The sequence below is a fragment of the uncultured Gilliamella sp. genome (genome assembly GCA_945271295.1).
Lineage (GTDB): Bacteria > Pseudomonadota > Gammaproteobacteria > Enterobacterales > Orbaceae > Gilliamella.
On record CALYPG010000007.1, the window covers coordinates 58,488 to 72,603 of the forward strand.

Annotated in this window: 14 protein-coding genes; 9 read left to right on the forward strand and 5 right to left on the reverse strand. The window is 35.8% G+C overall.

What is annotated here, in order from left to right; translation table 11 throughout:
- Window positions 1–2 precede the first annotated feature (2 nt).
- Entirely contained in the window at window positions 3–1,310 is a 1,308-nt protein-coding gene (gene pepP / locus Q0K76_RS05550; RefSeq protein ID WP_294612656.1) for a Xaa-Pro aminopeptidase, read from the forward strand.
- 142 nt (window positions 1,311–1,452) lie between these two features.
- On the opposite strand, the gene Q0K76_RS05555 is transcribed toward pepP, so the two are convergent.
- Window positions 1,453–2,247, reverse strand: a complete 795-nt coding sequence (locus Q0K76_RS05555) for a TonB family protein (protein ID WP_294612659.1) — start codon at window positions 2,245–2,247, stop codon at window positions 1,453–1,455.
- A 163-nt stretch (window positions 2,248–2,410) separates the two neighbouring features.
- Between Q0K76_RS05555 and ispB the strand changes: the two genes are divergently transcribed.
- On the forward strand, window positions 2,411–3,397 hold the full coding sequence (gene ispB / locus Q0K76_RS05560) for an octaprenyl diphosphate synthase (protein WP_294612661.1): 987 nt from the start codon (window positions 2,411–2,413) through the stop codon (window positions 3,395–3,397).
- 115 nt (window positions 3,398–3,512) lie between these two features.
- Complete coding sequence (locus Q0K76_RS05565; RefSeq protein ID WP_294612664.1) at window positions 3,513–4,376, forward strand: EamA family transporter; 864 nt, start codon at window positions 3,513–3,515, stop codon at window positions 4,374–4,376.
- Between the two features lie 121 nt (window positions 4,377–4,497).
- Here Q0K76_RS05565 and ffh read toward each other — a convergent pair whose 3' ends face one another.
- Window positions 4,498–5,865, reverse strand: coding sequence for a signal recognition particle protein (gene ffh, locus Q0K76_RS05570; protein ID WP_294612667.1), 1,368 nt, complete (start codon window positions 5,863–5,865; stop codon window positions 4,498–4,500).
- 173 nt (window positions 5,866–6,038) lie between these two features.
- On the opposite strand from ffh, the gene Q0K76_RS05575 reads away from it, so the two are divergent.
- The 6 genes from Q0K76_RS05575 to galU all read left to right on the forward strand — a co-directional run bounded on the left by Q0K76_RS05575 (window position 6,039) and on the right by galU (window position 10,090).
- Window positions 6,039–6,422 carry a RidA family protein gene (locus tag Q0K76_RS05575; RefSeq protein ID WP_294612670.1) on the forward strand — a complete coding sequence of 128 codons (384 nt, stop codon included), beginning with the start codon at window positions 6,039–6,041 and terminating at the stop codon, window positions 6,420–6,422.
- 274 nt (window positions 6,423–6,696) lie between these two features.
- Window positions 6,697–7,890, forward strand: coding sequence for an amino acid aminotransferase (locus Q0K76_RS05580; protein ID WP_294612673.1), 1,194 nt, complete (start codon window positions 6,697–6,699; stop codon window positions 7,888–7,890).
- Window positions 7,891–7,919: 29 nt separating this feature from the next.
- Window positions 7,920–8,069 (forward strand): entericidin A/B family lipoprotein, encoded by a 150-nt coding sequence (locus Q0K76_RS05585; protein WP_294612676.1) that lies wholly within the window; start codon window positions 7,920–7,922, stop codon window positions 8,067–8,069.
- A gap of 58 nt (window positions 8,070–8,127) precedes the next feature.
- Window positions 8,128–8,634 carry a hypothetical protein gene (locus Q0K76_RS05590; protein ID WP_294612679.1) on the forward strand — a complete coding sequence of 169 codons (507 nt, stop codon included), beginning with the start codon at window positions 8,128–8,130 and terminating at the stop codon, window positions 8,632–8,634.
- Window positions 8,635–8,643: 9 nt separating this feature from the next.
- Window positions 8,644–9,156: a DUF2569 domain-containing protein gene (locus Q0K76_RS05595; RefSeq protein WP_294612682.1), complete on the forward strand. Its 513-nt coding sequence runs from the start codon at window positions 8,644–8,646 to the stop codon at window positions 9,154–9,156.
- A 19-nt stretch (window positions 9,157–9,175) separates the two neighbouring features.
- Window positions 9,176–10,090, forward strand: coding sequence for a UTP--glucose-1-phosphate uridylyltransferase GalU (gene galU / locus Q0K76_RS05600; RefSeq protein ID WP_294612685.1), 915 nt, complete (start codon window positions 9,176–9,178; stop codon window positions 10,088–10,090).
- Window positions 10,091–10,151: 61 nt separating this feature from the next.
- On the opposite strand, the gene Q0K76_RS05605 is transcribed toward galU, so the two are convergent.
- The 3 genes from Q0K76_RS05605 to hemH all read right to left on the reverse strand — a co-directional run bounded on the left by Q0K76_RS05605 (window position 10,152) and on the right by hemH (window position 14,113).
- Complete coding sequence (locus Q0K76_RS05605; RefSeq protein WP_294612688.1) at window positions 10,152–11,573, reverse strand: cation:dicarboxylase symporter family transporter; 1,422 nt, start codon at window positions 11,571–11,573, stop codon at window positions 10,152–10,154.
- A 128-nt stretch (window positions 11,574–11,701) separates the two neighbouring features.
- Window positions 11,702–13,033: a CoA-disulfide reductase gene (locus Q0K76_RS05610; RefSeq protein WP_294612691.1), complete on the reverse strand. Its 1,332-nt coding sequence runs from the start codon at window positions 13,031–13,033 to the stop codon at window positions 11,702–11,704.
- Window positions 13,034–13,141: 108 nt separating this feature from the next.
- Window positions 13,142–14,113: a ferrochelatase gene (gene hemH, locus Q0K76_RS05615; RefSeq protein ID WP_294612694.1), complete on the reverse strand. Its 972-nt coding sequence runs from the start codon at window positions 14,111–14,113 to the stop codon at window positions 13,142–13,144.
- Window positions 14,114–14,116 lie beyond the last annotated feature (3 nt).

Sequence of the window (14,116 nt, forward strand, 5' to 3'; positions counted from 1 at the left end):
TTATGATAAAAGCTGATATCAAAAAAGAACTTCTCGCTCGCCGTGAAAAATTGTTAGCACAAATGAAAGCAAATAGTATTGCACTTTTTTTTGCCGCGCCGGAGGCAGTCCGTAGTAATGATACGCTTTATCCATATCGGCAAAATAGTGATTTTTGGTATTTTACGTTTTTTGATGAACCAGAATCTATGTTAGCGATTATTAAACAAGAAGATAATCAATCACGATATATATTGTTTAACCGAAAAAAAGATCCTTTAGCCGAAACATGGACCGGGTATCGCTTAGGTCAAAAGGCGGCATTGGATGCGATTGTTGTTGATAAAGCTTATCTTATTGATGAAATAAATACCGTACTGCCTGATTTATTAAATGGCAAAACAACAATCTATCATGCTAAACAACAATATAAATATGCCGATCAAATACTCAAAAAGGCTCGAACTACTTTACGACAAGGGACTATGACAAATTTATCGACACCAAGTAAAGTAATTGATTGGCGACCAATTGTGCATAAAATGCGTATGTTCAAATCTGAATTTGAAATAGCTATTATCCGACAAGCTTGTAAAATCAGTGCTCAAGCGCATGTAAGGGCGATGCAAAAATGTAAACCTCAAATGTATGAGTATCAATTAGAGGCTGAAATTTTACATGAATTTGTTAAGCATGGTGCACGCTGGCCATCTTATAACACCATTGTTGGTGGTGGTAATAACGGTTGCACATTACATTACGAAAATAATAATCAACAGTTAAAAGACGGTGAGTTAGTTTTGATTGATGCAGGATGCGAATATCAATATTACGCGGGCGATATTACGCGTACCTTCCCTGTAAATGGTAAATTTAGCCAAGCACAACGTGAAATATATGACATTGTATTGGCATCACAATATCAAGCTATTGCCTTGTTTAAACCGGGTATATCCATTACCGAGGTTAATCAATATGTTGTTCGAATAATGGTTGAAGGTTTGGTTAAACTTGGCATTATGCAAGGTGATGTTAATGATTTGATTGCTAAAGAAGCTTATCGTGCCTACTACATGCATAGTTTAGGGCATTGGCTAGGGATAGATGTGCATGATGTTGGTAGGAACCAACATCGCCCTTTAGAACCAGGCATGGTATTAACGGTTGAACCTGGTTTGTATATAAATCAAGATGCTGATGTGCCTGAACGTTATAAAGGCATTGGGATTCGCATTGAAGATAATATCTTGATCACTGAAAATGGCAACGAAGTATTAACTTCAATTGTACCGAAAAATGCGGATGAAATCGAAAATTTGATGAAACATTAAGTGTTTATACAAATTTAATATAGTTTAAATTTATTGATTACTCAAAACAATAATACAGCTAATTGTATCAACATTAGTTACATGATAATCATTTAATAGCGTAATAATTAAATTATAGTAACTAATATTGATAAATTAACCACTATTCAAACCTGGTTGATTCATTATGTTTAAATATAATTTTAATTTCTAAATTTTTAGCAGGTATTGGTTGATATTTCCATTTTTTCATTGCGGTGATTACAGAACGATTAAAAATATTATTGGGATTTGCTTCAATAATATTAATGTTTTCAACACGTCCCTCACTATTTACATCAAAAGTTACCACTACGTACCCATCCAAACGCATATCCAGAGCTCGACGTGGATATTCCGGTTGACCACGACTTATAGGCGATGGGTTTTCTGAAAAACGGCGATTATCTGAAATTGATGGTGCAACAGCTGTGGGGGCCGTATTATTGCTAACGACTTCCTGCCTTATCTGTTTGCGTGAGGATTTTTGAACTTGAGGTTTTTTCTTTTTAGGTTTTTGCTCTTGTTTGATGACAATCTTGTTATCCGGTAATGGAGTAGGTTTCACTTCCTCTTTGACAACTTCTGGTTCAATAATTGGCTCAATAGTTGGTTCTTCAATAGGTTGATTATCGATAATTTCACTATTTTCCATACCTTGAACATCGGGCGTGTTTTCGACCAATGATTGTTCCGGTGCCGCAAGTTGTGACAAATCAACCATAATCGCTTTAATGGAATTATCACCATCATCAACCACAATATTGTTCGCAAACAACGCAGAACTAAATAACAAACCCACCAAAAAAAAGTGTGACAAAACCGAAAGCGATGTATATAAGTAAACACCTTTTGATCTTTTCTTTGGAAACAGAGGAACCTGTTCGTTATTGATATCTATATCAAAGTTAATCTTCATAACAATTATCATTTGTAACTTAAGCCAGCTATTTTAAATGAAAATGCTTATCATTTGTAGCGTTTTCTTAATACTATAAAATAACCTATAGCAAAACTTGTTGCACAATGATATTTATCAGATAATATCAAACAAGTATCTATTATTTATAATGGTTATCCCGATGAATAATCCATCAATGAATCAAATTCTAGAACTGGTCAAAGACGATTTAGTAAAAGTCAATCAAGCCATACAAGCAGAGTTAAGTTCTGATGTTGCCTTAATTAATCAATTGGGCAATTACATTATTAGCAGCGGTGGCAAACGTATTCGCCCCATTGTTTCGTTATTAGTGGCAAAAGCGCTTAATTATCAAGGTGATAAACATATAATTACTGCTGCTTTTATTGAGTTTATCCATACCGCTACTTTATTACATGATGATGTGGTGGATGAATCCGATTTACGGCGTGGCAAATCGACAGCTAATGCTCTTTTTGGTAATGCTGCAAGTGTTTTAGTTGGAGATTATATTTATACGCGTTCTTTTCAGATGATGGTACGTACCGAATCTTTTAAAGTGCTAACGATTATGTCAGCAGCAACTAATGTGATTGCCGAAGGTGAAGTACAACAATTAATTAATTGTAACGATCCTGATATTACCAAAGAGCAATACTTAGAAGTCATTTATCGTAAAACAGCACGCTTATTTGAAGCAACCTCACACTCAGCTGCAGTACTTGCAGGTGCAGATGAGCAGCAAGAATGTGCTTTACGAGAATATGGAAAATATTTAGGTACTGCCTTTCAACTTATTGATGATTTACTAGATTATAATGCCGATAGCAATCAAAAATTGGGTAAAAATTTGGGGGACGATCTGAATGAAGGTAAAGCTACACTACCACTTTTACATGCTATGTATCATGCTAAAAATTCACAAGATACCCTTTTAATTCGCCAAGCTATTGAGCAAGGCAACGGCAGGCATTTGTTAGATCGTATTTTACAAATAATGGATGAGTGTGGTTCACTTGATTTTACCTTGCAAACAGCCCAGCAAGAGGCAAAAAAAGCATATGATGTTATTGCCATTTTACCTGATTCGCCATATAAAAAGGCATTGCAAGATCTGGCATTACTTTCGGTTAAACGGGAAAATTAATTAACTTAGTGTTTCATTCAATATTTATACTGAAACGTATAGTATTCCTGAAACATTTTGTCAATCATTATGCATACTATAATCTCATCATTTAATATAATACAAGGTATTGATTATGTTTAAACGGTCTTGGCCCGTTGTTTTAATTTTTATTTCGATGATTTCGGTGCAAGGTAGTGCATCGATGGCGAAATACCTTTTCCCTGTCCTTGGTCCAGAAGGGATGACCGCCTGGCGATTATTTTTTTCAGCCATTATGTTAGTTATTATTTTCAAACCTTGGCAAAAACCAATGACTAAATTAGCTTTGAAATATATCCTTTTATATGGCATTGCAATGGGATGTATGAATTTATGCTTCTATAATGCAATAGCAAGGATTCCGCTTGGTATTGCCGTTGCTATCGAACTTACTGGTCCAATCATGGTCGCAATGTGCTCTTCACGCCGATTAACTGATTTTATCTGGTTAGCGATCGCAGTGATCGGTTTAGTGATGTTATTACCCATTCATCAAGCAACAAATAATATCGACCCGATTGGCATTTTATTAGCATTTGGTGCAGGTAGTTGTTGGGCCTGTTATATTGTATTTGGTCGCAAAGCTGGCGCTATTCATGGCTCATCAAGTGTAGCTATTGGTTCAGTTATTGCCTCATTTTTGCTATTTCCGATCGGTGTATGGCAATGTGGCAGTGTGATGTTTTCGGTGGAACTTTTACCATTGGTGTTTGTGGTTGCATTATTAGCATCAGCCATTCCTTATGGTTTGGATATGATTGCCTTGCCAAAATTACCTGCGCAAACATTTAGTACTTTAATGAGTTTATCACCTGTATTTGCGGCGTTTTCGGGTTTGATTGTGTTACACGAACAATTAAGTCATTATCAATGGCTCGCCATTGTTTTTATTATCGTATCATCAATAGGAACAGTGCTGACAATGAATCGACCAACGAAGTTGAAATCAATTAAATAACCGAGTTATTAATATTGTTAAGTTGTTATATCGCGCTTAAAATAGCGCGATATTTCAATATAAATCAATAAATTAAAATGCAATTTGAATTAATGATAAAATTGGGACTAACTATGTTAATTTAACGTGGGAATCCCATTCCTCCGCCACCCATTAGGCCTTTCATTTGGCGCATCATTTTCATCATGCCTCCGCCCTTCATCTTTTTCATCATTTTTTGCATATCTTCAAATTGTTTGAGTAATTTATTCACATCCTGTACTTGGGTACCAGAACCATTGGCTATGCGGCGTTTACGCGAACCTTTGATGATTTCTGGATTAGCGCGTTCTTTTAACGTCATAGAGCCAATCATAGCTTCCATTTTAATCGTTATTTTATCATCCATTTGCGCTTTTATATGATCCGGTAATTGACCTGCACCTGGCAATTTAGCAAGCAATGCTCCCATACCACCCATATTACGCATTTGTTTAAGCTGATCTTGAAAATCATTAAAGTCAAATTTGTCGCCTTTTTTCAACTTTTTGGCAATTTTTTCCGCTTTTTCGCGATCAACGTTACTTTGTAATTCTTCGATTAATGAAATCACATCACCCATGCCTAAAATACGTGAAGCAATGCGATCTGGATAAAATGGCTCTAAAGCATCAGTTTTTTCGCCCATCCCTAAAAACTTGATTGGTTTACCTGTAATATAACGAATGGATAACGCAGCTCCCCCACGGGCATCACCATCTACTTTAGTTAGAATTACCCCTGTAAGTGGTAGAGCGTCATTAAAGGCTTTAGCAGTATTAGCTGCATCTTGACCGGTCATGGCATCAACCACAAATAAGGTTTCGATAGGATTAATTGCTTGATGAAGCGCTTTGATTTCATCCATCATATCGCTATCAACATGTAGACGACCTGCTGTATCGACAATTAGTACGTCAAAAAATTGTAATTTGGCATGAGAAATCGCTTTATTAACAATATCAACAGGTTTTTCATTAATATCTGATGGGAAAAACTCTACATCTATGGCTTTAGCAAGGGTTGCTAGTTGTTTAATTGCAGCGGGGCGATAGACGTCAGCGGATACCACCAATACTTTCTTTTTTTGTTTTTCTTTTAAGAATTTGGCTAGTTTTGCAACACTGGTTGTTTTACCGGCACCTTGTAAACCGGCCATTAAAATCACTGCTGGTGGTTGCGTTGCTAAATTGAGTGAGCTATTCACTTCACCCATTGCACTGGTGAGTTCAGCTTGTACAATTTTAATAAACTCTTGACCGGGGGTTAAGCTTTTATTGACATCTAGACCGATCGCCTTTTCTTTAACTTGATTAATAAATTCACGCACAACTGGCAATGCAACGTCGGCTTCAAGTAATGCCATGCGTACATCGCGCAGGGCTTCTTTAATATTATCTTCAGACAATCTTCCGCGACCACTAATATTTCGCAATGTCTGTGATAAACGGTCAGTTAGGTTCTCAAACATAGTTAATCTCAAAAAATAAAAAATGATGATTATCATAACAGAAATTTGTCAGAAGTCCCACGTTCATAATTTTGTACTTACTTGACAGCAAATTATGATCCTGTTCAAATGTTATAAACTATTGCGTTTTTAGTAATTAAACACCAAAAGCTAAAAAGAAAAGGAGAGAGAACATGAAAAAAATTATTAATACAGATAAGGCCCCTGCGGCAATTGGCCCTTATGTTCAGGCGGTTGATTTAGGTAATATGATGTTTGCGTCAGGACAAATTCCATTAGATCCTGCTACAGGTACAATGCCAAGTTGTGTTAAAGAACAAACAAAGCAAAGTTTGGCTAACGTTAAAGCGATTATTACTGCGGCAGGTTATGCGGTAAATAATATTGTCAAAACGACCATCTTTTTAGCTGATATGAATGATTTTGTGGCAGTAAATGGTGTTTATGAGGCATTTTTTACTGAGAATAACGCCTCATTCCCGGCACGCTCTTGTGTGCAAGTCGCTAGAATTCCCAAAGATGCTAAAGTCGAAATTGAAGTGATTGTTGCTAAATAAACTTGATTGGTTTAATTAACCCTATTTGTTATTAATATAATCTGTAAAGAAGTTTCAGGTCAGGCTAATGTTTTAGTATAGATTGTGCTACAAAATTAATAATAATAAGGTTAATTTTATTGATAAAAATGTCCGCTATTGAATTATAAATTTATTTTAATAATCAATAACCCCTCTATTGTTAAAGTATTATTTAATGATTGATTGCCATTTGACTTGGTGCAATAATCTACAGTTAATTATTGTTATTTACAGGGTAAATTAGGTTGCCGATATGTTTGAAAAAGTAGAGCTATATGCAGGGGATCCCATCTTATCGTTAGTGGCTGATTTTAATAATGATAGTCGAGAAGATAAAACAAATTTAAGTATTGGTTATTATTATGATGAGCAAGGCATTGTTCCGCAATTAGAATGCATCAAAACCGCTCGTGATTATCTTTATCAAAATAAGCAAGATGCGCAGCTTTATTTACCAATGAGCGGTTTACCAGCTTATTGCCAAGCTATTCAATCTTTATTATTTGGCGAGCATCATCGTGCATATCAAGATAAATGCATTGCTACTATTCAAACATTAGGTGGTTCTGGTGCTTTAAAAGTAGGTGCCGATTTTTTGTTTCGTTATTTCCCAACATCTGAGGTTTGGGTTAGTGATCCAACCTGGGAAAATCATATTGCCATTTTTAATGGTGCTGGTTTTAAGGTTAATAAATATCCTTATTTTGATCCTCAGACTTGTGGTGTGAAATTTGATGCAATGTTAGCAACATTAAACCAATTACCCGCCAAAAGTATTGTGTTACTTCATCCATGTTGTCATAACCCAACTGGCGCTGATTTAACTCATGCCCAGTGGGATAAAGTGATTGAAGTGTTGTTGGCACGTGATCTTATTGCTTTTATGGATATTGCTTATCAAGGATTTGGTGAAAGTATTGAAGATGATGCCTATGCCATAAAAAAAGTGGCTGAAAAAGGGGTATGTGGTTTGGTGAGCAATTCATTTTCAAAAACCTTTTCCCTATATGGTGAACGGGTTGGGGGTTTGTCAGTATTGTGTGACAATAGCGAAGTTGCTAATCGGGTTTTAAGTCAGCTTCAAGCAACAGTTCGCCGTAATTATTCAAGTCCCGCCGCTTATGGTGCCCAGCTAGTATCATATGTATTAAATAATTCTGAACTCAAAACCCAATGGTTTAAAGAAGTTGCAGCAATGCGTGATCGCATTGTGTTAATGCGATCTACATTAGTTGCCTCATTGAAAAAAGCCGTACCTGATCATAATTTTGACTTTTTAGTTAAACAGCGCGGCATGTTTAGTTATACCGGTTTTACCCAAGAACAAGTCACTTACTTAAAAGATAATTTTGCCGTTTATTTGGTAGGCAATGGAAGAATGTGTGTGACTGGTTTGAATCACCATAATATTTACCGAGTAGCAGAAGCATTTTCTGCATTAACATAACAATGTCATTAATAAGAGGAGTATATTTTATGTTCCACAAAATATTAATTTTGATGTTAGGTATTATTATGACGACCCTAGTTGTAGGATGTAATACAGTTCAAGGGGTTGGTCAAGATGTTCAATCAGGCGGTAAAGCTATTTCAAATTCAGCTGAAACGGTCAGTGAAAAATTATAAGTTAATGAATATTGCATCATATACTTATATTTAGCATAAAAATGAGTTTTAAAAAGAAATGCAAAAAGCTTTAATTATAGTAACATTGTTTTTACTTCTTGGGTGCGATTCGTTGAATTATCGAACCGCACCTTTTGTTATGCAAAATTGTCAGTATTCAACGCTTGCTGGTGTGGAATTTGTATTCAATCAATTACCTGAAAATATGCCAAATTACCAGTCTATCTATATTGCGCAAAGTCGAGAAAGCCGAGTATTATCATCCGATTATGTTGGAATGAAAGGCAAACTGACTGATCAAATATTGGTGCGTGATTACCCCAAGCAAACTTTTTGGCGGACGCCAACTTTGTTAGAAAGAGCATCTTTATATGATGACGGTTATGATGATCTTTATATTAGTGCAAAGCAAAAAGAAAAACGTGATCGCAAAGCCAAATTTGTAGTTAGGCAAGCTGTTTTGCAAAATTGTCAAATTGTTTATATCGCTATTGATTCTTTAGCTAAAGATCGAAATAATCCTCAACTGATTGAATCAGCAAATTTAACAATTATTAAAAAATAGGATACTTATATGGATGAAGAAAAACAGCTTAGCGGGTTAGGCGGCTGGCTGATTTTAGTTGCCATTAGTTTAATTTATCAATTTATATCGGTTGGTTATGGTTTTTTTAGCAATTTTAGTGCTATTTTTGTTAGTAATATGTGGGCTGTTTTTTGTGATCCAAATTCGAATATGTATGTGGCTAATTTGGATTGGCTAATATATTTTGAATGTGTTTGTAATAGTGTATTTCTGATTTTAATTGGTTATATAATTTATCTTTTTTTTAGAAAAAATTATAAACTCCCTTCATTTTTTATTTTTTTCAAAATTATCTATGTTGTTTTCATAACATCAGATGTTATTCTTTGTTGCATTGTATTACAATTGGCAAACAATTACTTTCCTGATTTAATAGGTATTGTTGGAGCCATTATTAATGCCTGTATTTGGATCCCCTATATGTTAACTTCAGTGCGAGTAAAAAATACATTTATTAACGGACGTCGTAGCAAACCTAGCTACAACGGGATTGTTAGTTAAATTGTTTTAAGGAAACACAATGTCATTAAATTTAGATCCTTCAATCACAGGAAAAGTAAAAAAAGCAGTTATCCCCGTTGCCGGACTGGGTACACGGATGTTACCCGCCACTAAAGCGATTCCTAAAGAAATGTTACCAGTGGTCGACAAACCGCTTATCCAATATGTCGTTAAAGAGTGCATTGCTGCGGGAATTACTGAAATTATTTTTGTTACTCATTCTTCTAAAAACTCAATCGAAAACCATTTTGATACCAGTTTTGAATTAGAAGCAATGTTAGAAGCACGGGTTAAGCGTCAATTATTGCAAGAAGTACAAGGCATTTTACCCAAAAATGTAACAATTACCAGTGTGCGTCAAGGTTTAGCTAAAGGGCTTGGGCATGCGGTACTTTGCGCCTATCCTTTAGTTGGTGATCAACCGTTTGCGGTAGTGTTACCAGATGTGATTATTGATGAATATGATAGCGACCTTGCAAATGACAATTTAGCAGCAATGATTAACAATTATCATGAGACGAAGCATAGCCAAATTATGGTTGAACCCGTACCAGAAGCTTTAGTTTCATCTTATGGTATTGTCGATTGTCGAGGAGAACAATTATCTGCTGGTAATGTGGCACAAATGTACAGTGTTATTGAAAAACCAACCATTGAAGAAGCGCCATCGAATCAATCTGTGGTTGGGCGTTATGTATTGTCGGAAAAGATTTGGCCTATGCTAGCAAAAACACCACTAGGTGCCGGTGGTGAAATTCAGCTAACTGATGCTATTGCTATGTTACTCGATGAAGAGCCTGTTGATGCCTATTGTATTAAAGGCCGAAGTCATGATTGTGGTAATAAATTGGGTTATGTACAGACCTTTGTGCAATATGCGATGCGTCATCAAAGTCTGGGTGATGATGTTAAAGCTTGGTTAAAAACCATTTAGTTTTTTAGCGTTGAAAGTAAAAGGACGCTCGTTTGCGTCCTTTTGATTATCTTAAATCATATTAAGCTTCGGTCGGATCATTATCGAGTGTCACATTAGGATCATTATAAACATTCATATCCATCAGTCCAACTTCACGATCGGTTACTAACGCCGCAGTCATTGCACCTGATACATTAGCTAATGTTCGTGCCATATCAATGATTGGATCGACAGCTAAAACCATACCAATTAATGGGAAGTACTCTGCCATTCCCATTCCAGATAATACCACGGTAGCAGCAACTGTCGCTGTACCAGGAATGCCGGCAATGCCAATAGAGCCAATAACCACCACAATTACAAGCATAATATAAAATTGGATATTGGTATCAATACCAACCATATGAGCAACCATAACAGCAAGTAAAGCTGGGAAAAAGCCAGCACAACCATTCATGCCAATGGTACTACCAAGTGAACCAACTAAGTTAGCTGTGCCAGTATTAACCCCCATTCTGACAGTTAAGGTCGATATTGTCATGGGTAAGGTACCTACTGAAGAACGACTGGTAAAAGCTAATAACCAAGTACCTAGTGCCTTTTTAATGAACATAATTGGTGAAACACCATGTATCAATACAATCAAAATATGCATGATTAACATCATCAAGGTAGCAATATAAACAGCTACGACAAAGCTCGATACTTCAATGATGGCAGGAATACCATTGGAAATAATGGTACGAGCAAGTAAGGCAATCACGGCATAGGGCATATATTTAATGATGGTCATCGCAATTGACATCACTATTTTATATAGCGCTTCAATAAAGGTTTTAAACAGAGCAATAGGCTCGGGGTTCTTTTTTTCCATACGATTGGCGGCAATCCCCATTAAAGCTGAAAAAATGACTAAACCAACGATGTTCTCCTTTACCATCGAGGCAATAATATTACTTGGAATCAGATTAACAAAAGTATCAATGATATTGGTGTATTGTTTTGCTTGTGCTGGGTGAGTGGACGTTGAACTCATTTCTCCTAATGAAAACACATTGGCTAATACAATGCCAACAACACATGCAATAGCGGTGGTAAATAGTAACCAAAAGATTCCTCTGAAAGCTATTTGCGCAAGGTTGTCTTTACCTGAAAAATCAATAATCACTTTAACAATAGAGACAAAAATAAGTGGAATAACCAACATGCGAATAAAGGCAATAAATGCTCGTCCAAAAAGGCCATACCAGGTTGCTATTTCTTGCATCCAAGTCGTTGAGGTATTAGGGAAACCGGCAAGTGCTTGTATTCCTAAACCAAGGACAATACCAAGAATTAACCCAATTAACATACGAATAGAAAAATTAACTTTCCTATTTTGTAATGGCCGCATAATAGCAAAAAAACAAATAAGCAATAATGCAATACCAATTAACGTTTGGTAATGGGTAATAGATAAGAACTTTTCAAAAAAAGTTCCATGGAAAATGGCATCTGACATAATTGACCCCCGGCTATTAATAATACATTTAATTATCTTATATCATATAGTGTTAAAAATATTATATTTAATATTTTTGCTAGTTAGATAAGATGATTGTTAATTAAGACGTTTTGATATTTGTTAATCTATTTGGCAATGGAGCCAGCGATATTTAAAATATCCCATGGTCTTGAAAATGGTGGTGCGTATAAAAAATCCATCATGGCTAAATCATCGATGTGCATTTGTGCCCAAATTGCCGTTGCTAAGGTGTTTACTCGCAGTGCTGCACCACTTCCTCCCGCTATTTGACCGCCTAAAATAACACGAGTATCAGCATGGTAAATCAGTTTAGCTATTACCATGGTTTGTCCTGCAACATAGTTACTGTGATTTTTATCTTTTACTATAACGATTTTATAAGGTATCTGGGCTTTTGTTGCCTCATTTTCAGTTAAGCCTGTACGGCCTGCTTCAATATCAAATGTTCTTAAGGCTGACGTACCAATTGTGCCCGGGTATTGGCAATGCCCGCCGCCTATGTTTTCACCAACAATTTTGCCTAATTTATTGGCACCAGTAGCCAATGGAATATAAACCATTGAATGACTCACCCTATGGTTAAGTGCCACACAGTCACCAGCCGCATAAACATCAGGAAGATTAGTTTGTCCTAAACTATCGGTAATGATTGCGCCATTGCTAAGCATTTCAATGCCAATATTTTTGTAGATATCATTATTAGGTTTTACCCCAGTGGCAATGATAACTGCATCAGCAGGATATTGTCCTTTGTTAGTAATAACATGAGTGACTTTTTGGTTGCCTTCAAAACCTTGTACTTGTTCTTGTAAATGTAGATCACAATACTGTTTTATATTTTCTTCGATAATATCTGTAATTTGTTGATCAAAAGCCTCAATAAGTACGCGATCATTTAATTGAATAATTCTGACATTTTTATTAAGTGCGACTAGCGATTCTGCTATTTCCAGTCCAATATACCCAGCACCAACAACTACTACATTCTTGATCTCAGAATTGGTGAGTGTTTTTTTTATTGCCAGTCCATCATGTAGATCGCGGAGTGTAAAAATATTGTCAAGTTGACTATGAGTAAAGGTTGGAATTATTGGTTTTGCTCCCACGGCTAATAGTAATTTATCATAGTTATCATCAAAGCTATTGCCATTACTAAGATCTTTGACGGTTATTTTTTTACTATTTATGTCGATAGCTATAACCTCGTGCAGTGTTTTTATTTCAATACCATCTTTTTGGAATTGTTCAGGTGTTCGGGAGATCATCTCATTTGGGTCAGAAAAGTTGTCTCCAATAAAATAGGGTAAGCCACAAGCACCAAATGAAACAATATCCGATTTTTCATATATACGAATGGTTGCATTTGGGTTCATTCTTTTGGCTTTTGCGGCAGCGCTTGCTCCTGCTGCTTGAGCGCCAATGATGATTATTTTCATATATTATTCTCCTTTGTGCTTGCAGGGTAACGATTAATTATTTTATTTATTTAACGTAGCGTAATGTAGTCATTACGTTAATTCATTATCTTGTAAAGATGTTTCAGGTTAACTATACGTTTCAGTATGTTGAATTAAATCTATAATTAAATTGATTTGTAAATCGGAATCATTTAATGCTGGAATGTAGTGAAATTTTTCTCCTCCTGCATTTAAAAAAATTGCTCGATTTTGTTCATCAATTTCATAAATTGTTTCAATACAATCGACTGAAAATCCAGGGCACATAACCTGAACATTTTTGATGTTGTTGTTTGCTAATTGTTCTAATACATCACTGGTATTAGGTTCAACCCATTTACCTTTACCAAACTTAGATTGATAAGCCATGTGTATTGGCAGATTTATACCATTGGCTTGGCATTTATCAACTAACAGTTGGGTTGTGAGTTCACAACGCTCAATATAATCATCTTGCCTTTTATCTCGATAACGTTCAGGGATACCATGGTAAGAAAGAAGTAATACTTCTGGTTGCCCATGCTGTAAAAAAGCTTGTTTTACTTGTAAAAAAAGAGCATTGATATAACTCGGATGATCGGCATAATCGCGAATATAGTAAGCATGAGCAAGAATCGAATTAGCTGGCATCAATTGCTTTAATTTGTCAAAAGCGGCTAGCGTTGTGGTGGTTGAATATTGAGGGAACAGTGGCAATATAGTAATTTTATTGCATGATTTGAGATTTTCTAGCGCTGATTGCATATTGGGTTCCCCATATGTCATCGCGAGTTCACATCGAACATTAGGTAGGTAGTAGTTTAATTTATCTTTTAGTATTTGGCTGTAATGTAATAAAGGCGAAGCGCCTTCTATCCAAATTTCGCGGTAATGGTTAATAATATAAGGAATCCGCTTGGGTAGCACAATATATCTTAAAATCGGATACCAAATAAAATAGGGCAGGTCAACCACATGCCGATCGAGTAAAAATTCGGTTAAATACTGTTTAATCGCTGCGGGTGTTGTGTCACTTGGGGTACCTAAATTAATTAGTAACAGGCCGTGTTTTTTCTCCACAGG

Excerpts from the sequence above, each read along its gene's own strand:
- pepP (WP_294612656.1), top strand. The coding sequence starts at position 3 with ATGATAAAAGCTGATATCAAAAAAGAACTTCTCGCTCGCCGTGAAAAA.
- Q0K76_RS05555 (WP_294612659.1), bottom strand. The coding sequence starts at position 2,247 with ATGAAGATTAACTTTGATATAGATATCAATAACGAACAGGTTCCTCTG.
- ispB (WP_294612661.1), top strand. The coding sequence starts at position 2,411 with ATGAATAATCCATCAATGAATCAAATTCTAGAACTGGTCAAAGACGAT.
- Q0K76_RS05565 (WP_294612664.1), top strand. The coding sequence starts at position 3,513 with ATGTTTAAACGGTCTTGGCCCGTTGTTTTAATTTTTATTTCGATGATT.
- ffh (WP_294612667.1), bottom strand. The coding sequence starts at position 5,865 with ATGTTTGAGAACCTAACTGACCGTTTATCACAGACATTGCGAAATATT.
- Q0K76_RS05575 (WP_294612670.1), top strand. The coding sequence starts at position 6,039 with ATGAAAAAAATTATTAATACAGATAAGGCCCCTGCGGCAATTGGCCCT.
- Q0K76_RS05580 (WP_294612673.1), top strand. The coding sequence starts at position 6,697 with ATGTTTGAAAAAGTAGAGCTATATGCAGGGGATCCCATCTTATCGTTA.
- Q0K76_RS05585 (WP_294612676.1), top strand. The coding sequence starts at position 7,920 with ATGTTCCACAAAATATTAATTTTGATGTTAGGTATTATTATGACGACC.
- Q0K76_RS05590 (WP_294612679.1), top strand. The coding sequence starts at position 8,128 with ATGCAAAAAGCTTTAATTATAGTAACATTGTTTTTACTTCTTGGGTGC.
- Q0K76_RS05595 (WP_294612682.1), top strand. The coding sequence starts at position 8,644 with ATGGATGAAGAAAAACAGCTTAGCGGGTTAGGCGGCTGGCTGATTTTA.
- galU (WP_294612685.1), top strand. The coding sequence starts at position 9,176 with ATGTCATTAAATTTAGATCCTTCAATCACAGGAAAAGTAAAAAAAGCA.
- Q0K76_RS05605 (WP_294612688.1), bottom strand. The coding sequence starts at position 11,573 with ATGTCAGATGCCATTTTCCATGGAACTTTTTTTGAAAAGTTCTTATCT.
- Q0K76_RS05610 (WP_294612691.1), bottom strand. The coding sequence starts at position 13,033 with ATGAAAATAATCATCATTGGCGCTCAAGCAGCAGGAGCAAGCGCTGCC.